Annotated in this window: 15 protein-coding genes; 10 read left to right on the top strand and 5 right to left on the bottom strand. The window is 55.8% G+C overall.

The window, feature by feature from the left end; genetic code table 11:
* The first annotated feature begins 244 nt into the window (after positions 1–244).
* The 5 genes from ACIRQ6_RS10005 (at position 245) to ACIRQ6_RS09985 (ending at position 7,613) form a co-directional block, all read left to right on the top strand.
* Positions 245–1,480 carry a urate hydroxylase PuuD gene (locus ACIRQ6_RS10005; protein WP_420860446.1) on the top strand — a complete coding sequence of 412 codons (1,236 nt, stop codon included), beginning with the start codon at positions 245–247 and terminating at the stop codon, positions 1,478–1,480.
* A 237-nt stretch (positions 1,481–1,717) separates the two neighbouring features.
* Complete coding sequence (locus ACIRQ6_RS10000; protein ID WP_420860445.1) at positions 1,718–3,832, top strand: hydantoinase/oxoprolinase family protein; 2,115 nt, start codon at positions 1,718–1,720, stop codon at positions 3,830–3,832.
* A complete protein-coding gene (locus tag ACIRQ6_RS09995) occupies positions 3,829–5,535 on the top strand; it encodes a hydantoinase B/oxoprolinase family protein (protein WP_420860444.1) in 1,707 nt (568 codons plus the stop codon). The genes ACIRQ6_RS10000 and ACIRQ6_RS09995 overlap by 4 nt, the downstream gene beginning before the upstream one ends.
* A complete protein-coding gene (locus ACIRQ6_RS09990) occupies positions 5,536–6,750 on the top strand; it encodes an NAD(P)/FAD-dependent oxidoreductase (protein ID WP_420860443.1) in 1,215 nt (404 codons plus the stop codon).
* Positions 6,751–6,773: 23 nt separating this feature from the next.
* The gene (locus ACIRQ6_RS09985; RefSeq protein WP_420860442.1) at positions 6,774–7,613 is read left to right on the top strand and encodes an NAD-dependent epimerase/dehydratase family protein; all 840 of its coding nucleotides are present in this window, start codon (positions 6,774–6,776) and stop codon (positions 7,611–7,613) included.
* Between the two features lie 19 nt (positions 7,614–7,632).
* Here ACIRQ6_RS09985 and ACIRQ6_RS09980 read toward each other — a convergent pair whose 3' ends face one another.
* The 3 genes from ACIRQ6_RS09980 to ACIRQ6_RS09970 form a co-directional block, all read right to left on the bottom strand.
* Positions 7,633–9,411, bottom strand: a complete 1,779-nt coding sequence (locus ACIRQ6_RS09980) for a LuxR C-terminal-related transcriptional regulator (RefSeq protein ID WP_420860441.1) — start codon at positions 9,409–9,411, stop codon at positions 7,633–7,635.
* 194 nt (positions 9,412–9,605) lie between these two features.
* Entirely contained in the window at positions 9,606–10,217 is a 612-nt protein-coding gene (locus ACIRQ6_RS09975) for a LysE family translocator (RefSeq protein WP_420860440.1), read from the bottom strand.
* 13 nt (positions 10,218–10,230) lie between these two features.
* A complete protein-coding gene (locus ACIRQ6_RS09970; RefSeq protein WP_420860439.1) occupies positions 10,231–10,539 on the bottom strand; it encodes a CBU_0592 family membrane protein in 309 nt (102 codons plus the stop codon).
* Between the two features lie 239 nt (positions 10,540–10,778).
* Between ACIRQ6_RS09970 and ACIRQ6_RS09965 the strand changes: the two genes are divergently transcribed.
* Positions 10,779–12,131 carry a patatin-like phospholipase family protein gene (locus tag ACIRQ6_RS09965; RefSeq protein ID WP_420860438.1) on the top strand — a complete coding sequence of 451 codons (1,353 nt, stop codon included), beginning with the start codon at positions 10,779–10,781 and terminating at the stop codon, positions 12,129–12,131.
* A 2-nt stretch (positions 12,132–12,133) separates the two neighbouring features.
* Entirely contained in the window at positions 12,134–13,033 is a 900-nt protein-coding gene (gene ltnD, locus ACIRQ6_RS09960; protein ID WP_420860437.1) for an L-threonate dehydrogenase, read from the top strand.
* Here ltnD and ACIRQ6_RS09955 read toward each other — a convergent pair.
* On the bottom strand, positions 12,988–13,905 hold the full coding sequence (locus ACIRQ6_RS09955) for a LysR substrate-binding domain-containing protein (protein WP_420860436.1): 918 nt from the start codon (positions 13,903–13,905) through the stop codon (positions 12,988–12,990). The two genes, ltnD and ACIRQ6_RS09955, sit on opposite strands and share 46 nt — an antisense overlap.
* A gap of 103 nt (positions 13,906–14,008) precedes the next feature.
* Between ACIRQ6_RS09955 and katG the strand changes: the two genes are divergently transcribed.
* The 3 genes from katG to folD all read left to right on the top strand — a co-directional run bounded on the left by katG (position 14,009) and on the right by folD (position 19,182).
* Positions 14,009–16,216, top strand: coding sequence for a catalase/peroxidase HPI (gene katG, locus ACIRQ6_RS09950; RefSeq protein ID WP_420860435.1), 2,208 nt, complete (start codon positions 14,009–14,011; stop codon positions 16,214–16,216).
* 161 nt (positions 16,217–16,377) lie between these two features.
* A complete protein-coding gene (locus tag ACIRQ6_RS09945) occupies positions 16,378–18,054 on the top strand; it encodes a formate--tetrahydrofolate ligase (RefSeq protein ID WP_420860434.1) in 1,677 nt (558 codons plus the stop codon).
* A gap of 237 nt (positions 18,055–18,291) precedes the next feature.
* A complete protein-coding gene (gene folD, locus ACIRQ6_RS09940; RefSeq protein WP_420860433.1) occupies positions 18,292–19,182 on the top strand; it encodes a bifunctional methylenetetrahydrofolate dehydrogenase/methenyltetrahydrofolate cyclohydrolase FolD in 891 nt (296 codons plus the stop codon).
* On the opposite strand, the gene ACIRQ6_RS09935 is transcribed toward folD, so the two are convergent.
* The gene (locus ACIRQ6_RS09935) at positions 19,179–20,027 is read right to left on the bottom strand and encodes a DMT family transporter (protein ID WP_420860432.1); all 849 of its coding nucleotides are present in this window, start codon (positions 20,025–20,027) and stop codon (positions 19,179–19,181) included. The two genes, folD and ACIRQ6_RS09935, sit on opposite strands and share 4 nt — an antisense overlap.
* Between the last annotated feature and the right edge of the window lie 24 nt (positions 20,028–20,051).

Here is a 20,051-nt window from a genome sequence, read left to right as displayed (position 1 = left end):
AAGGGGGTCCCCTGATTGCAGAATTCGTGAGAAGGTGACCTTTGTCGGCAATTGCGGATCACAGCCAGAGGCAAACCTGTGACTAATTCTGTCGATCTGGATCTATGGACACGGACAAATGGTTGGATGTTTCACAGATATGACCCTATCCGACATTTTTTGATACTCTTTGGCGCCGTGCGGCGATACCAGAGGCATAGTTAATCGCATAACCTTCTTTTACAGCGCATGAGGGAGTTGAGGGATGTATGATCTGGCGGTCATTTGGGAATGGATAGCCTTCTCGGTGCGATGGTTACACGTGATCACTGCAATGGCGTGGATTGGGGCATCCTTCTACTTCATCGCGTTGGATCTGATGCTGAAACCTGCCCCGGGCATGCCAGAAGGGGCCTACGGCGAAGAATGGGAAGTCCACGGCGGCGGGTTTTATCATACAACCAAATACCTTGTCGCACCGGCGCGACTGCCCGAGCATCTGACCTGGCATAAATGGCAAAGCTATTCGACGTGGCTATCGGGTGCTGGATTGATGATGATCATCTACTGGGTTGGGGGCGAATTGTACTTGCTTGACCCTACCAAGGCGGATCTGACCCTATGGCAAGGCATCGTCATTTCTGGCTTGTCGCTGACCATTGGTTGGCTGGTCTACGACCAAATGTGCAAGCGTGGCTTGAAAGATCATCCAACAGTTTTGATGCTGGTGTTGTTTGCGTTGCTGGTGGTGATGTCATGGGGGTACAACCAGATTTTCACGGGCCGCGCGGCGCTTTTGCATCTTGGGGCATTCACAGCGACGATCATGACAGCGAACGTCTTTTTCATCATTATGCCCAATCAACGCATCGTGGTGGCAGACCTCAAAGCTGGCCGAACCCCGGATGCCAAGTATGGCGCGATCGCCAAGCTGCGCTCGACCCACAACAACTATTTGACCTTGCCCGTTGTGTTCTTGATGTTGTCCAACCACTACCCGCTGTCCTTTGCAACGCCCTATGCTTGGATCATCGCCAGCCTGATCTTTTTGACCGGGGTCACGATCCGCCATTTCTTCAATACGATGCACAAAACCGGCAAAGGGCCCCATTGGACATGGGCCGTAACAATCATCTTGATGATCGCCATCGCTTGGCTGTCGTCAGTGCGCCCCACCGAGACTTGGCAAGACGCCGAGGCTCGCGATCTGACGGCCTATGAGCAAAAGTATGCATCCGCTGCCGGGTTTGACGCGGCTTATGATGCAGTGATTGGGAATTGTTCCATGTGCCACGCCCGTGAACCGGTTTGGGGCAACATGCTGTGGGCGCCTAAAGGCGTTCACCTTGAAACGCCGGGTGATGTGGCGCGCAATGCCGATCAGATCTATCTGCAAGCGGGGCTAAGCCATGCGATGCCGCCGCCCAATGCAATTCAAATGGACCAAGCGGCGCGCGAGACGATTGTAGCCTGGGTGCGCGACGTTCGCGCTGGCAAGTAGATGGCGCCGCTTGCAGATCCTAAGTGTTTTTGCACCAAGTTCCTGCCGTCAAAGACGCCTGCCATCACATCCGGTGCCCCGTGCCCAAAAGCCTTGATACCCCAATGCTGACATGATTGGTTTAGAAATCTTGGCGCTTGCGAAATAAAGCCCCACCAGCCGTTGATCACAAATTCCTATCACGCCAATAGATTTTTTGAATTTGTCGGCGGGGGGTAAATGCGCCACTCTGAGCGGATGAAATCAACGACATCTGACATGGCCCGTTTGGGCGTTGATATTGGTGGGACCTTTACGGATCTGGTGCTTGAAGTGCCGGGTGAAACAGGGCCTCAGCAATATTCCACTAAAGTCCTGACAACTTATGCAGCCCCCGAGGCTGCCATTGTCGAGGGCATGCATCAGGTTTGCGCCAAGGCAGGCATCGATCCCGCGCAGATCGGGCAAGTAATCCACGGGACGACCTTGGCCACCAACGCTTTGATCGAACGGCGCGGTGCAAAGACCGCTTTGATCACCACCAGCGGGTTTCGTGACGTGATTGAAATGCGCACGGAAAGCCGGTTTGAACAGTATGATTTGAACCTGACCTTGCCGGAACCTTTGTTGCCGCGTCAGATGCGCTTTACCCTTGCCGAACGCGTCAATGCCAAGGGGCAGGTGATGATCCCACTTGAGCGCGCTGATATTGAGGCTGTGGTCGAACAGATCGCAAAGGCCGGTGTCGAAAGCGTCGCTGTTGGCCTGATCCATTCCTATCTGAACCCGTCCCATGAACAGATGATCCGCGAGGTCTTGGCGCAAAAACTGCCCCAAGTGGCCGTGTCGCTGTCTTGCGAAGTCTCGCCCCAGATGCGCGAATACGAACGGTTCAACACGGTTGTGGCCAACGCCTATATCAAGCCGCTCATGGCCTCCTATCTGGGGCGGCTTGAGGCGCGCATGCAGACCGAAGGAGTGGCCTGCCGGATCTTTTTGATGCACTCGGGAGGGGGGATCATCTCGATCCAGAACGCCGCTGACTTCCCTGTGCGTTTGGTCGAAAGTGGGCCAGCAGGCGGTGCTGTTTTTGCAGCCCACATTGCGGCGCGCTATGGTTTGGACAAGGTCCTCAGCTTTGATATGGGGGGCACCACAGCCAAGATTTGCCTGATCAAAGATCAAACGCCCAAAACCAGCAGGGTCTTTGAAGTGGCCCGAACCTATCGGTTCAAAAAGGGGTCGGGCATGCCGATCTCGATCCCAGTAATTGATATGGTGGAAATCGGTGCAGGTGGCGGCAGTCTGGCACATGTCGATAGCCTGTCGCAGATCCGCGTTGGGCCGGAAAGTGCAGGGTCCGAACCGGGACCTGCGTGTTACGGCCGTGGTGGCGCACGTCCTGCGGTGACGGATGCTGATCTTGTATTGGGCAAGCTGGATCCCGACCAGTTTGCCGGGGGCACTATTCCGTTGGACACCCAAGCGGCGCAAACCGCATTTGAAACCCATGTAGGCACCGCGCTGGAGATGACGGCGACCGAGGCGGCCTTTGGCGTGGCCGAGGTTGTGGATGAAAACATGGCCAATGCTGCCCGAGTTCATGCAGTGGAAAACGGCGAGGATCTGGCCGAATACACCATGATTGCCTTTGGCGGGGCCGCGCCGCTGCATGCCGCACGGTTGTGCGAAAAATTAGGTGTTTCGCGCTGTCTTGTCCCGCCCGGGGCAGGGGTGGGGTCGGCCATCGGCTTTTTGCGCGCACCGTTTAGTTTCGAGGCCAACCGGTCTGTTTACATGCGTCTCAGTGCCTTTGATGCCGCCGCAGTGACGGACCTGCTGGCGCAATTGCAAACAGAAGCCACGCAATTCGTGCGCAGCTGTGATGCCCACAGTCCGATCATCGCCGAATTTAAAGCCTATATGCGCTACACAGGGCAAGGCTGGGAAATCCCTATTGTGCTGAGCACCGCTGAGGCTGCAAACCCGGACCCTGCCCAGTTTCGTGCGCGTTTTGATGCAGAATATACCAAACTGTTTGGCCGTCCCGTCGAAGGCTTGGATGTAGAGATTACCGTCTGGTCCGTGAACGCCACCACTCCGCCCACGCCTGTTGCACCTGTAGATCAGGCCGAGGCGGCGCAACCGGCCACGGCCACAGGAACACGGCCTGTTTTTGATGCAGCCCTCGGCGATTTTGGCACTGCAACTGTGGCTGAGCGGTCGGTCATGACCACGGGTCAGACCATCGCAGGGCCTGCCGTGATCACTGAATTGGAAACCACGATCATCCTGCCTGCCAGCCGCACTGGCCTGCGCCAATCAGACGGATGCCTCGACATCACACCTGCGCACAAGGGAGAGGCCCGATGAGTTCAAACGTCTCAAAAGTTGCCTATCATGTGATGTGGAATAGGCTGATTTCCGTGGTCGAAGAACAGGCCCAAGCCCTTGTGCGCACAGCCTTTTCCACCTCTGTGCGTGAGGCTGGGGATCTCTCTGCTGGGGTTTATGACACCCAAGGGCGCATGTTGGCACAAGCGGTTACAGGGACACCGGGGCATGTGAATGCCATGGCGGATGCAGTGGCGCATTTTATCCGGCGCATCGGATTTGATCAGATGTTTGAAGGCGATGTGTATGTGACCAATGATCCGTGGGAAGGCACTGGGCATTTGCACGACATCACCATGGTCAGCCCGTCGTTTTATCGCGGCCAGTTGATCGGGTTTTTCGCTTGTACGGCCCATATCGTGGACATCGGTGGGCGCGGCTTCGGCGCAGATGCCGCCAGCATCTACGAAGAGGGTCTTTATCTGCCGATTATGAAATTTGCCGAGCGCGGCGAAGTGGATCAAACCCTTATTCGCATCGTGCGCGGCAATGTGCGTGAACCGGATCAGTTGATCGGTGATATGTACGCCTTGGCCACCTGTAACGAGATCGGACATCGGCGGTTGATCGATATGATGGCCGAATTTGATCTGCCGGATTTGGACGGGATCGCAACCTTTATCTTTGAAAACTCCCGTGCCGCGACACTCAAAGCCATTGCCGCTTTACCCCAGACCGAGGCCACGGGATCGCTGGTCATGGATGGGTTCGACACGCCAATCACATTGAACGTGACAGTACGAATTTTAGGCGACAGGATCGTGTCGGATTTCACGGGGACCAGCGGTGTGGACAAAAAGGGCATCAACTGCCCGCTGGTTTATACCAAAGCCTACGCGTGTTATGCGCTGAAGGTCGCTATTGCACCCGAAATCCCTAACAATCACGCGTCCCTTGCTCCGTTTCAGATCACGGCGCTGGACAATACGATTGTGAACGCGGTCCATCCAGCCCCCGTGGCTTTGCGCCACATCGTTGGGCATTTTGTGCCCGATGCAGTGTTCAATGCCTTTGATCAGATCGTGCCCGGTGTTGTACCTGCAGAAGGGGCCGGATGCCTGTGCAACTTTCAGGTCAGTTTGCGCCCCGCCGCGGATCAGCCCACACCGCCTGATGCCAAACGATCAGAGGTTTTGACCTTTAATTCAGGCGGCTCTGGTGCGCGGCCCAACCATGATGGGCTAAGTGCCACAGCGTTTCCATCCGGGGTGATGACTATGCCTATTGAGGCCACAGAACATGCAGGGCCCGTGATCGTCTGGCGCAAAGAATTGCGGCCCGATTCTGGTGGTGCAGGGGCCACGCGCGGCGGATTGGGCCAGTTCATGGAAGTAGGCGCTATGCCCGGCTTTGAATTTGATATCCAAGCGATGTTTGACCGGGGACAGCACCCTGCCAAAGGCCGAAACGGCGGGGCCGAGGGGGCTGCGACCACAATTGCTTTGGATGATGGCACGGCGATGCGCGTGAAAGGCAAACAATTTGTGCCCCACGGCCGCAAAGTCATGATGGCCTTCCCGGGGGGCGGTGGTTACGGCGCGCCAAAGGATCGCGACCCCGATTTGGTCAAACAGGACTTGGCACGGGGGTATATCTCGGTTGAAGTGGCACAGGACGTGTATGGTCTAAGTGCCGCTGCAGCGGCTGAGGTTCTAAAAACACGTGATCAAGGAGAGACTTGAATGAAAGGGCAGTTAGCGACGCCGCACCACAGCACCTATGATGTGATCATCATCGGGGGTGCGATCATGGGATCTTCTGCTGCGTGGTTCTTAACCCAGATGCCTGACTTTGACGGGCGGGTTTTGGTTGTGGAACGTGATCCCAGCTACGAAAACTCTTCGACCGCTCATACCAACAGCTGTATGCGCCAACAGTTTTCAGCCGAACTGAACGTCAAAATCAGCCAGTTTGCTGCAGATTTCGTCAAGAACCTGCCCGAACACATCGGCGATGCCCGCGTGCCCGAGCAAACGATCCAAAACTATGGCTATATGTATTTGGCCGATACCGAAGCTTTTGCCCAAACCCTGCGCGAAAATCAGTCTGTGCAATTGGCCGCAGGTGCCGAGACGCAATTGATGACGCCAGACCAAATTGCGCAAAACTATCCGTTTTATAACGTCGACGACCTCGTGCTTGGCTCCATCAACCTCAAGGATGAGGGCTATTGGGATGGCGGCACGGTATTTGATTGGTGGCGGCGCTCGGCGCAGGATCACGGTGTTGAATACATCAGCAACGAAGTTGTCGCGATTACCAAAAATGCCGCTGGGACACGGGTCGAGAGCATCACATTGGCCTCGGGTGAGGTGGTGAGCTGTGGTCAGGTGGTCAATGCCTCGGGGCCGCGCGCCAATCGAACAGCGGCCATGGCGGGCTTGGATATTCCGGTTGAGCCGCGCAAACGGTTCACTTGGATCTTTTCCGCCGAACAACCCTTGGATCGCGATTTGCCGCTGACAATTGATCCCTCTGGCGTACACTTTCGCCAAGACGGCCCCAAAACCTATCTGGCAGGCTGCCCCGCAGATCCTGATCCAGCGGTCGATTTTGACGACTTCCACATGGATCACAGCCGGTGGGAAAGCCATGTTTGGCCGATCATCGCCACTCGGATCCCGCAGTTTGAAGCGATCAAAGTTGTCACAGAATGGGCGGGGCATTATGCCTTCAATACCTTTGACCAAAACGCGGTTCTTGGCCCCCATACGGAGGTCGAAAACTTCATTTTCCTCAATGGGTTTTCCGGCCACGGGCTGCAACAATCGCCTGCCATGGGGCGCGCAACGGCGGAATGGCTGACCTACGGCGAGTACCGCGCGCTGGATCTGAGCCCGTTCAACTACGCGCGCATTCCCAATAACACACCTATCATCGAAAAAGCCGTCATTTAACGTGCAAAAAGGATCGTAAGACTATGAAAAAGCTTGTTTTAACCGGGGCTCGTGGCCGTTTGGGATCCTATTTGCGCGAACCCTTGTCGAAACTTTGCGATGAATTGGTCAGCACCGATATCCTTGAGGCGCCTACGTCACTGCACGATGGCGAACGCTATGTGCAGGCCGATCTGGCGGATTTGCCAGCGATGGAGGCCCTGCTGGAGGGCGCCGATATGGTTGTGCATTTTGGCGCGATCGGTGATGAAGCCCCGTTTGAAACGCTTTTGGGGCCTAACTTTATAGGGGCCTATAACATCTGGGAAGCGGCCTATCGCAACGGGGTGCGCCGCGTGGTTTATGCCTCGTCAATCCATGCGGTTGGCATGCACAAAAAGACGGATTTCATTGGCATTGATGCGCCGCATCGCCCGGACACCTTTTATGGTCTTGCCAAATGCTTTGCCGAGGATCTGGCGAGCATGTATTGGGATAAACGCGGGGTCGAGGCTGTGTGCATGCGCATTCTGTCCGCAGCGCAACCGACCAATCCGCGCGCAGTTGGCACATGGCTTAGCTATGATGACCTGATCCACATGGTCGAACGCGCCATCGACACGCCTATCGTAGGATTTTCCGTGGTTTACGGTGTCTCAAACAATGACCGTGCCCCGGTGGACAACACGAAGGCCCGGCATCTGGGCTACCATCCCAAAGATAATGCCGAAGCCTATGCCAAAGAGATCTATGCTGAATACGGGCCACTAGATCCCCAAGATGCGGCCAATATGTGCCACGGCGGGCCATTTTCGACAATTCCACTGGGCGAAAGCGGGCTTGCGGCGTTGAACCTCAACGAGGACGACGTGGCAAAATCCTGACCTGCACACCTTTAGCGGCTTAGGCGTCCAACGCTGCCCGAGCCGCTTTGGCAAATTGCGGAATAAGCGTTTCGTAATGTTGGTAGATCAACATTTGACCGGCGTTTTGCACCACTTCGATGTCGATCCAGGGATAGGTCTCGCGATAAAGCGCGATGGTCGCCACGTCCGTTGAGGGGTCTTCGATGCCGTTCACAAACCATGTGGGTGTGTTTTTGGCGGCCAACATACGGTCGGACCAGTCGCTTTCCGAGGCCAGAACTTCCATGATGTAGGCCTGCGCTACATTGGTGTTTTTGCTGGCGGTCAATTGGGCATTCGCGATCAAAATGGGCAGATGGTACGGGTCATCCAAAAGGGCCATGTCCGCCGCAGAATATTTGTTGAAATGCTTGAACATTTCGACCACGCCTACGCGTTTTGTCATGGAAACGGCGGCTTTGACCGTAAAAGTCAGCAAATGTGGGGAATGTTTTGCAGTGGATAAAAAGAACCGATGCCATTTGCCCATCTCGGCGTAATGTTGGTCGCCGGGCAGGCAGGGCCGCGCGCCTAAGCCTATGATTTCACTTACAATATCTGGCCTCTTGGCGGCTAGATCCACTGCGCACAGCAGATCATTGCCTTGGATCACATAAGGCAGTCTTTTGATATCCAAATGCTCCAACAGCGCCAGAGTGTCTTCACGTGTGGCCTTGATCACATCCCCTTTGGGATCGATGTTTTCGCTTTGGCCGTAGCCTGCGCGAATGGGGCAAATGATCCGTAATCCATGCTGAAAGGCCATAGTGATCATCGGTGCTGACCACCGCGCCATGCAATAGCCCATATGGCTAAACAGGATCGGAGCACCGGTCACGGGACCCATGTCGTGGTAGTCCATGCGACGCCCGTCGGGCAGGGTCAGGGTCTTGAACGGTTTCCAAACCTCGCTGTCCAACCAGTCACTCGACACGGACTGCGCGGGTGCAATCCGCGCATTGGTGTTTTCCTGCGCGCCTTGGGTGACTTCGCGCAAGGAAAGCACCAGCCGGATTACCTCTGATTGGGACCGCGCGTTCATTTTCGACAAGATCGACTTGATCTGGGATCGTACCGTGCCTTCGCTGGTGCCACGATCTGAGGCGATGGTTTTGGCGTCCATCCCTTCGATCAGGGCCCGCACCACGCCAATCTCGGCCAGTGTTAATTTGAAAACGTCCTCTAGGGTTTTTCCCAACACAGGCTGCCAATGATATTGCGTGGTCACAATCAGCATCATCACCTGATTATCAGGGCCGGTGTTGGCCAAACGGCGGATGTGAAACAGGGTTGAGCCTTGGGCATCATCCAAAGTCAGGTTTAGCAAAATCTCAGATTTCGCGGGGGAATGCGCCAATGCGCTGAGGGTGTTTTCAAACTCAGCCCGTGCAGGGCCCGACAGGGGCATGCCCTGCAAACCAGACCCTTCGCTCAGGCCAAAGGATTGTTGCGCACCGGCATTGCAGGCCACGACTTGGAAGCTGCGATCAAGAATAAGGGCTGCGAGGTTTTCAAACGGGGCAAGGGCATCCGAAAGGGCCGCGCTGTCTTGACCGGAATTGCGGTGCAAAAACGTCTCGGCCCGCTTGAGGTGGTGATGGAATGCGGCATCAAACTGATCAATTTCTTCAACCATGCGGCGCGCCTCGCCTGCGTCTAGTCCGGCGGTATTCCACACGTCGATGAACTGATCCAACGATCCCGGATCAAGGGCGATATCGTATAGCTGGTCTACTACGCCGTCGGGGGTCAGGTCTGGGTCTTTATCTGCGGACATCTGGTTACTCTAGTCAAAGGATTTCAAGAACGCGACACATCAGATGGTGCGCGGGGGTCGAAAGGGAACATTTGGTGAAAATTTAAGCGATGTCTGCTGCTAGACGAGGCAGTTCGGGGTCACCGCATCCAGCAGCAGCATCTTATCTCGAACAGACCATCAGGAAGACGCGTGGCCTGCTCGAAATTCTTGAATTAGGTAAAGGCCATCACACCACCGCCTACCGCCAGGATCCCCGCAAGGATGCGGTTCATGCGGACCATATGTTCGGGACGGCGCACCAAGCGGCGCAGTTGTGCTGAAAACCCGATGACCAAGCCAGACCCAACGGTAATGCCCAAGAAAGTGACTGCGGACAGGGCGACAAAACGGGGTGTATCAAGGGTGTCCATGTCGACGATGCCAGGCAACATCAAAGGCAACAGAACCATCATATAGGGCGAGATAAAACAAGTCGTGGTGCCTGCAAAAACCGCCTTGATTGACGTGGCACGCGGGGTGGCACAGTTGGACGTCATATCAAAGCCGCCGCGCCAAATTCCGTAGGCCAACCACAAGAGATAAGCCAACATGATATACTTGGAATATTCGAAAATCTCGGGCATCGCGGTCAGCCATGCGCCAAGGCCAAAACAGACCGCCGAAAGGATCAAAACGCCGCCAAGTGCATATCCAGTGGCAAACCCGATAGCCCCTTTCGTGTCGTTGCTGGCGGCCCGCACCATCAACATCAAGACCACTGGGCCTGGGGCCACAGCAACTGCCAAGATCGTTGCAAAATATGAAAAAGTGTCGAGGTAAGTCATTGAAGTGTCTTCCTTAATGCGTGTGAGTAGACGTGTTTGTGTTGGCGGCAATACGGGGTTTGCGGATCCGCAGGATCAGGCCGCACAGACCGAATAAGATCCAACTGCCAATGAATAGTGCCGAGGCCAGATCGAACTTCTCCAAAAGGCTAAGACCGACCAGTGAGGCTGCCAGAACATTGCCCAAAGAATAAGCGGCGCTATTGCCGTTCATGGCCCCAAATTGGACGGCTGCAAAAATCCAAATGTAGATAAAGAACCCAACAAATCCGGCGATCTGAAGGGTGTTCAGCGCGATCATATTTTGGGTGAATTGCGTCATCTTTGGTCCCTGTCGTTTTGATAGGACCAGTGATCTTACAAAGGTTAATTTCGAGCATCTCCCAAATTGGGTATGTACCCTTCGAAAATGACCCTGCGTCAGCTTATTTGTTTTACCAAAGGTATGGAAAACCTGTAGTTTCGATTTTCAGGAGGGGCGGCGGCCTAAAACGGGATTCGAATAGCCTCGATGACATCCCCCAAAAGGGGCAACGAAATGTACGACAAAGGGGATGCAGAATGCGGGTTTGGCGGTGGGTTGGCTTTGCCATTTTTCTGTGTGTAGCGGGGCTGGTAGCAGCCGTGCTCAACGGATTTCTGGCGCCTTTGGTCGTGCACTATACCTATACCCCAACGCCGCAGGTGGCCAAGGGCGCTGACGTCCCGGCGGACGAGGCCCCCATGATCGGTCTTGCTTTGTCTGGGGGCGGCGCCCGCGCGGCGGTTTTTGCAGCCGCTGGAATGCAGGCTCTGGCCAATCGCGGCATCCTTCCAGATGTCACCCATGTCTCTAGTGTCAGTGGCGGTGGCTTTGCCGCGTCTTTCCTTGCGTCGCAGCCTTTGCCGGATTGCGCAGAGCAAACCACTGATGCAAAACGCAAAACCTGCTTTGCGCCTTATTTTGAGCGCATGCAGGAAAAAATGGCTCATGATTACCTTTGGGATACCGAAAAAGGGCAGGTGAGATTTCTAAAGCGTCTTTTCAGCCCTTCGCACCGCATCCAATCCCTGCAGGAGGCCTTGGAACAAAAGGACTATTTGCGCGACAAAACCTTTGCCTCGATCACGGATGGCCGAAGCTACTTTTTTAATGCGGTCAGCTATGACACAGGCCAGCGATTTGTCTTTAGCAACCAAGCCGTGGCAGATCCCAGTGTGGATCAGCCCCATGGCTTGCCCTCGGGGGTGCGCAGCTTGTCGTTTTCCGATCCGTCTGGTGCGCGTCCCACGCCAAAGGATTTGAAACTATCGCTGGCAGTGGCGACCTCTGCAGCCTTTCCGCCCTACCTTGGTCCGACCACTATTCAGCGCACCGCTACGGATAAGCTGCTCCAGCAGTTTTGGCATTTGGGCGATGGGGGTGTGTTTGAAAACACCGGGGTTGAGATGCTGCGCGAGATTGTCTTTGCTGCACCATCCCCGCCGCCTGCCACGATCTATGTTTTTAACGCGGGCCAGCGTTTGGACAAGGAACTGTCCTCCAACACCCACGACATTAGTATATGGAGCCGTCAGGTCACGCGTTTGGTCGACGTCATTTTGGAATATGCAGGTGGGCACCGCGAGGCCTTGATCACAGAACTGAAAGAAAAATCTGGGGTTGAGATTAAAGAGATCACCTTTGACTATCTGGCCATCGGCACTTTGGTTGCAGAAAACAAAGTGGCCGGGTTAGAGCAATGGAAAGAGTGGTCCGCGTGGTCTGACACATGTTCATGGTGGCAAAGATGGGCGAATGATACGCCTGCCGAACGTTTGGCAGCAATTCCGACGGCCTTGCGGATCACCCCGTGCAATGCCAGCCTGCTCGAGGCTGCAGCCGAATTTCTGGTCAATCAAGAATTTCCAACCAAACCAAGTGAAGGACAATAATAATGACATATAAAACAGCCGTGATTGGTTTGGGATCCATGGGCTATGGCATGGCGCAATCAGCACTTGCAGCTGGGCACCAGACCTATGGCTACGATAGGGTCGCGGCGCAAATGGATCGCTTTGTGGCGCAGGGCGGGGCAAAAGGCGCACTGGCCGAAGTGGCCCCCCAATTGGACGCAGTGGTTGTGGTTGTCCTGAACGCAGATCAGACACAAGCAGTGCTTTTTGGTGAGGATGGCGTTGTACCACGTCTGTCAAAAGGGGCAGTTGTGTTGGCCTGTGCCACTGTGCCACCCGCCTTTGCCAAAGATATGGAGGCGCAATGTGCAGCCCACGGCGTGCACTACTTAGATGCCCCGATCTCTGGCGGTTCCATTAAGGCCGCTCAAGGGGCCTTGTCTATCATGGCTGCTGGCACACCGGATGCCTTTAAAGCCGCTAAACCGGTTTTGGACGCTTTGGCCGAGACTGTGTTTGAATTAGGCGATGCGGCAGGGGGAGGTTCGGCCATGAAGGCCGTGAACCAATTGCTTGCAGGCGTTCATATCGCGACTATGGCCGAGGCAATGACCTTTGGCATGACCCAAGGTGTTACGCCCGAGAAATTTACCGAAGTGATCAGCAAATGCGCAGGCTCAAGCTGGATGTTGGAAAATCGCGCACCCCATATCGTGGCGGGGGATTACACGCCCCATTCTCAGGTCAATATCTGGCCCAAGGATCTTGGGATCGTTTTGGATGTGGCAAAATCCGCAGGCTTTAGCGCGCCAATCACTGCTACTGCGCTACAACAATATATGGTCGCCGTCGGTATGGGGTTGGGGGCCGAGGATGACGCAGCCATCGCCAAGGTTTATGCCCGCAACGCAGGTTTGGATCTGCCCAAACCCAAGGATTGAGCCGCCGCGCAAACCGCATCGGCAACGCTGTGCATTTGGACCATGTTCGGCTGCGAATTGCGCCATAGGATCCCAATGGTCCGTATTGGGGCCGGGGGGGCAAACTGGACCACATCCACCGGCACCGAAGGGGTCTCAACGGGGACAGCCATTTGCGGAATAAATGTGATCCCCATGCCTGCACCAACCATTTGCACCAAGGTTGACAGGGAACTGCCGTCCAGCCCGTCGTTTGGCCGCAGATTGCAAAACGAAAGGGCCTGATCGCGAAAGCAGTGGCCTTCTTCCAGCAAAAGCACGCGCATTTCCGCCATTGCTTGGGCGTCGGGGACGGGTTTACCGGCGTCTTGTGCATGACGGACCAAACACAGCTCTTCGGTAAAAAGAGGGGTCTCTTGCAATGCAGGATGGCTGATTGGCAGGGCCACAATGGCTGCGTCCAGTTTGCCGTCTGTGACCTCTTGAACCAAGCGATCCGTCTGACTTTCGCGAATATGTACGTCAAGGTCAGCATGTTCTTTGGTCAAATGCGCGATAAAGCGCGGCAGGAGATAGGGGGCGATCGTCGGGATCACTCCAATGCGCAGGCGACCCATCAGACCGTCTTGGGCCGCACGGGTCCAGTCGCCCAAGTCCTGTGCCCCGCGCAAAATAACGCCTGCGCGCTGGGCAAATTCCTGACCAAAGCTGGTCAAATAAACCTGACGTGCCCCGCGTTCGAATAGAGGTTGGCCTACAGCGGCCTCCAGATCCTTGATCTGCAAGGACAAGGCCGGTTGGGAGATGGCGCAGGCCTCGGAAGCGCGGCCAAAATGCCCGTGATCGGCCAAAGCCTCAAAATAGCGGAGTTGTTTAAGGGTAAAATTGATCATTAGTAAAACCTATGACGATGATATGAAAATGCAACTTAAACCTATCGCTTGGGAGTGATAGGAATTTAGAGAGATTCTAAATTCATCCAGATCGGAGAACCCAATGGACGGCAACGATATTGAAAATTCGGGCAAATGCCCTGTGATGCACGGCACGCTCAAGCACACTACATTTTCCGTACGCTCAAACGGGGATTGGTGGCCAAATCAGCTGAACCTCAAGATTTTGCACCAAAATGCCCCGGCTGGAAATCCTATGGGCGCCGATTTTAACTACGCCGAAGCCTTTGAGGGGCTGGATCTGGACGCCGTTAAGGCAGATCTGACCGCTTTGATGACGGATACTCAGGACTGGTGGCCTGCGGACTACGGCCATTACGGCCCGTTCTTTATCCGCATGGCGTGGCACAGTGCTGGTACCTACCGGACTGCAGACGGCCGTGGCGGGGCGCGCTCTGGAAGCCAACGTTTTGCACCTTTGAACAGCTGGCCGGACAACGGCAACCTCGACAAAGCGCGGCGTTTGCTTTGGCCGATCAAACAGAAATACGGGGCGGCCCTGTCTTGGGCTGATCTGATGGTTCTGGCAGGCAACGTGGCTTTGGACAGCATGGGCTTTGACACCTTTGGCTTTGGCGGCGGTCGCGCGGATGTTTGGGAACCCGAAGAAGACATCTATTGGGGTTCTGAAACCGAATGGCTGGCCACATCCGACAAAGACGGAAGCCGTTATTCCGGCGACCGTGAACTGGAAAACCCATTGGCCGCTGTGCAAATGGGGCTGATCTATGTGAACCCAGAAGGTCCAGACGGAAACCCTGATCCATTAGCCTCGGGTCGCGATATCCGCGAAACCTTTGGCCGTATGGCGATGAACGACGAGGAAACAGTTGCTTTGGTGGCAGGCGGCCACACCTTTGGGAAGGCACACGGTGCCGGGGATCCCGCACTGATGGGCGCAGAACCAGAAGGCGCGCCTATTGAGGCCCAAGGCCTTGGTTGGCACAACGGCTTTCATTCCGGCGTCGGCGTACACACGACCACATCGGGCATCGAAGGCGCGTGGAACGCGACCCCGATCCAGTGGGACAACGCTTATTTCGACACGCTCTTTGGTTATGAATGGGAACTCACCAAAAGCCCTGCAGGCGCCCAGCAATGGACAGCCATTGGCGGCGAAGGCACAGTACCAGACGCCCATGATCCCAGCGTGACACATGCGCCGATGATGACTACGGCGGATATGGCGATGCGGATGGACCCGATCTATGAAGGCATCTCGCGTCGGTTCCACGAAAATCCTGCTGAGTTTAAAGAGGCTTTTGCCCGCGCGTGGTTCAAACTGACCCACCGCGATATGGGGCCAAAGGTCCTCTATAAAGGCAAGGATGTGCCAGCCGAGGATTTGATTTGGCAGGATCCGATCCCAGCCCATGAGGGCGCCATTATCAGCGATGCTGACGTGACAGATCTCAAAGCGGCTGTGTTGGATGCAGGCTTGACCACCTCTGAATTGGTGTCCACAGCTTGGGCTTCGGCCAGTACTTTCCGTGGCTCGGACATGCGGGGTGGGGCCAATGGTGCCCGCATTCGCTTGGCCCCACAAAAAGACTGGGAGGTCAACGAGCCCGCACAACTGGCTAAAGTGCTGGATGCTTTGGAAGGCGTGCAATCTGCCCACAATGCCAAGGGTGGTGCACAGGTCTCGATGGCTGATTTGATCGTCTTGGCTGGTGGTGCAGCGGTTGAGGCCGCGGCCAAATCAGCGGGTCATGATGTAACGGTTCCGTTTACACCGGGCCGCACAGATGCCAGCCAAGATCAAACCGACGCGGAGTCCTTTGAACCCATGGAACCGGCAGCAGATGGTTTCCGCAATTTCCAAAAGCAGGAATTCCGTAATTCCGCTGAGGAACTGTTGGTGGATCGGGCGCAACTATTGACACTTACAGCCCCTGAAATGACTGTTTTGGTTGGTGGCCTGCGGGTACTTGGTGCGAATGTCGGTGGATCGACACACGGTGTTCTGACAGACCGCCCAGGCAGCCTGTCCAACGATTTCTTTGTCAATCTTTTGGACATGGGGACCGAATGGAAAGTCGCCGAAGAAGGTTTGTACAAAGGCGTCACACGAGGCACTGATGACACCAAATGGACTGGCACACGGGTTGATTTGGTCTTTGGCTCGAACTCGATCCTGCGGGCAGTTGCCGAGGTCTATGGCGCTGGCGACGGCGAGACTGCTTTTGTGCGCGATTTTGTAGCTGCTTGGACCAAGGTTATGGAACTGGATCGCTTTGATCTGGCCTAAACAGCTTTAGATTTCCGATAGAGAACGCGGTCCCTCGGGGGGCCGCGTTTTTTTGTGGGTGGAGGGTTCTAGCCATATCGAGTAGTTGACTGATAAGAAAATAAGTTGAACATGATGAATAATTCGTGCGGCTGAGTCGACATCAACGGGAGGACACCAACATGACATATAAGAGTGATATTGAGATAGCGCGTGGGGCTGTTAAGGAGCGGATCCAGGTTATTGGGTCTAAGTTGGGTATTCCTGAGGCGGATTTGTTGCCGTTTGGTCATGACAAGGCGAAGGTGAGTGCTGAGTTTATTGCGGCACAGCGTGGCAAGGACGATGGCAAGTTGATCTTGGTCACGGCGATCAATCCGACGCCGGCGGGTGAGGGCAAGACGACGACGACTGTTGGTTTGGGCGATGGTTTGAATGCGATTGGCAAGAAGGCTGCTGTTTGTATCCGTGAGGCCTCGCTTGGTCCGTGCTTTGGCATGAAGGGCGGGGCTGCTGGTGGCGGCTATGCTCAGGTCGTGCCGATGGAAGAGATGAACCTGCATTTTACCGGCGATTTCCACGCGATCACTTCGGCGCATAACCTTTTGTCGGCGATGATCGACAACCATATTTACTGGGGCAACGAGCTGGAGATTGACGAGCGTCGTGTGACCTGGAAGCGCGTTTTGGACATGAATGACCGGGCGTTGCGCGACACGGTGACGTCTCTGGGTGGCGTGGCCAATGGCTTCCCACGGCAAACCGGTTTTGACATCACGGTGGCCTCGGAGGTCATGGCGATCCTGTGTCTGGCCAATGATCTGGACGATCTCAAGGCGCGTCTGGGGGCGATCATCGTGGCCTACCGCCGCGATCGCAGCCCGATTTATGCCCGCGATATCAAGGCAGATGGGGCGATGACGGTGCTGTTGCAACAAGCTATGCAGCCGAACCTTGTGCAGACACTTGAGAACAACCCGGCCTTTGTCCACGGCGGTCCTTTTGCCAATATCGCCCACGGCTGTAACTCGGTTGTGGCCACGACCACGGCTTTGAAACTGGCGGATTACGTGGTGACGGAAGCGGGCTTTGGCGCGGATTTGGGCGCCGAGAAGTTCATGAACATCAAATGCCGCAAAGCGGGTTTGGCGCCTGATTGCGTGGTGATCGTGGCGACGGTTCGGGCGATGAAGATGAACGGTGGCGTGGCCAAAGCGGACTTGGGTCCGGAGAACGTGCAAGCGGTTCAGGACGGCTGTCCGAACCTTGGGCGTCACATCGAGAACGTCAAATCCTTTGGGGTACCTGTGGTTGTGGCGATCAACCATTTTGTCACGGACACGGACGCCGAAGTGCAGGCTGTGAAGGATTATGTGGCCAGCCAAGGCTCGGAGGCGATCCTGTGTCGTCACTGGGAATTGGGCAGCGCAGGCACCAAAGATCTGGCGACCCGCGTGGCCGAGATTGCCGAAAGCGGTGCCTCGCAATTTGCGCCTTTGTATGACGATGATCTGAGCCTGATGGACAAGATCGAGACTGTGGCCAAGCGCATTTACCGCGCTGATGAGGTGCTTGCGGATAAAAAGATCCGCGACCAGCTGCGGCAGTGGGAAGAGGCAGGTTACGGCAATTTGCCGGTCTGTATGGCCAAGACGCAGTACAGCTTCTCGACCGATCCGAACCTGCGCGGTGCGCCCACGGGCCACAGCCTGCCGATCCGCGAAGTGCGCTTGAGTGCTGGGGCCGGGTTTGTTGTGGTGGTCTGTGGCGAGATCATGACGATGCCGGGTCTGCCCCGCGTGCCGTCCGCCGAGGCGATCATGTTGAACAGCGACGGAGAGATTGAGGGTTTGTTCTAGTCCTTAGGAGTAGAACAAACCTGGTGGGGTGTCGCCTGTTTGCGATGCAAACAGGCGGGCCCCACACCCTCGAAAATCTGGGTGCCATATACCAAGGTGTCGGCTTGGGAATAATAAGGTTTTGCGCCCGCCTTGCGGGGTCAAGTTTAAGGTTTTGCGCCCCCTGACGGGGTCGCTGTTAGCGCCCTTCGGGCGCGATTGAGTATTTGAAGAAAAAAGAAACAAGGGATGATCGAGATGGCTGCGGATGTAATTGACGGCAAGGCTTTTGCGGCCAAGGTGCGGGGTCAAGTGGCCGAGCATGTGGCGGCGTTGAAAGAGGCTCATGATCTGCAGCCGGGTTTGGCGGTTGTTTTGGTGGGTTCGGATCCGGCCTCGGAAGTTTATGTGCGCTCGAAGGGTAAGATGACGGTTGAGGTTGGCATGAAGTCAGTGGAGCATCGTTTGGAGGCGGACACGTCTGAGGCGGATTTGCTGGCGGTGATTGATCAGCTCAACAACGATCCGACGATCCACGGGATTTTGTGTCAGTTGCCGTTGCCGGGCCATTTGGACGAGGATTTGGTGATCAATTCCATCGATCCGGCCAAGGATGTGGACGGGTTCCATATCTCGAATGTGGGTCTTTTGGGCACGGGACAGAAGGCCATGGTGCCGTGCACGCCTTTGGGCTGTTTAATGATGCTGCGCGACTATCATGGGTCGTTGTCGGGGATGGATGCGGTTGTGATTGGCCGGTCGAACATTGTGGGCAAGCCCATGGCGAACCTGTTGTTGGGCGACAGTTGCACAGTGACGATTGCCCATTCGCGGACCAAAGATCTGGCGGAGGTTGTGGGCCGTGCGGATATCGTGGTGGCCGCTGTTGGTCGGCCTGAAATGGTGCCGGGTGACTGGATCAAAGAAGGCGCCACTGTGATTGATGTGGGCATCAACCGGATCGAGCGGGACGGCAAGAAAAAGCTGGTGGGCGATGTGGACTACGACAGCTGTGCGGCCCGCGCCGGTGCGATCACACCCGTGCCCGGCGGCGTTGGCCCCATGACCATCGCCTGCCTGCTGGCCAACACCCTCACCGCCGCCTGCCGCGCAAACAACCTGCCAGAGCCAAAGGGACTGACCGCTTAGAGGGCGAGATAGCCAATCCCTGCGAAGGCCACAGCGCAGCCCAGCCATTGAGCCCGCGTCATGGCCTCGCGCAAAATGGCCCAAGCCAAGACGATCGTGATCAGGCCAAAGATGGACGAGGTCACAGCGGCGTATTCGGGGTTGGCGTAGCCTGATGCAGAGACCACGCAAAGCAAGGCAATACCGTCAGCTATGCCCATCAGTATCAAGACCGGCAGCGCCTTTCGGCCGGTCCAAAATGTGTGGCCTTTGACCAGCATAAATACGACCAGAAGGGTGGGGGCCAAGATACGGGTGACCAGTGTTGCAGGCATCTCGGCGGAGAGTTCAGCAGCATGTTGGCCAAAGGCGAATGTTCCTGCAAACCCCACGGCTGCTATGAAGGAGTAAAGGATGGTCAGGCCTTTGGGTGGTGTGTCCTCATTACTTTGATCTGCAAGGGCTGCAACCATACCGACACCTGCGATGATTGCCAGTACTGCGAGGATCTGGAGCGCTGTAATGGGCGTACCTTGGATCGTCGCCCATGCGATGGAAAGAACCGGATAGGCGCCAATAATGGGCGAGACAAGGCGAACAGGGCCCCGTTCGAACGCATAATACAGACCAAGACTGGCCAGAAGAAAGAACAGGCCTGCGATACCGGCATAGAGTGCGGGGATCAGCGCAATGGTCTCGAACCCGCCGGTCGCTGTCATCAGGCCCAAATGAAACGCCAAACCCACAAGCAAGACGGTGAGCAACATCGCCATCAGCGGGGTCTTTTGGCTGACGTAGCGCACGCATATGTCGTGAAAGCCCCAGCACAGGGCGGCGATCAAGCCAAGGGTTAGGGAATTTATCACTTAAGGCCTTTCATGAGGCGGGCG

The sequence above is a fragment of the Algirhabdus cladophorae genome (assembly GCF_044772865.1).
Taxonomy (GTDB): Bacteria; Pseudomonadota; Alphaproteobacteria; order Rhodobacterales; family Rhodobacteraceae; genus Algirhabdus; species Algirhabdus cladophorae.
This window is presented reverse-complemented; position numbering and strand designations above follow the sequence as displayed.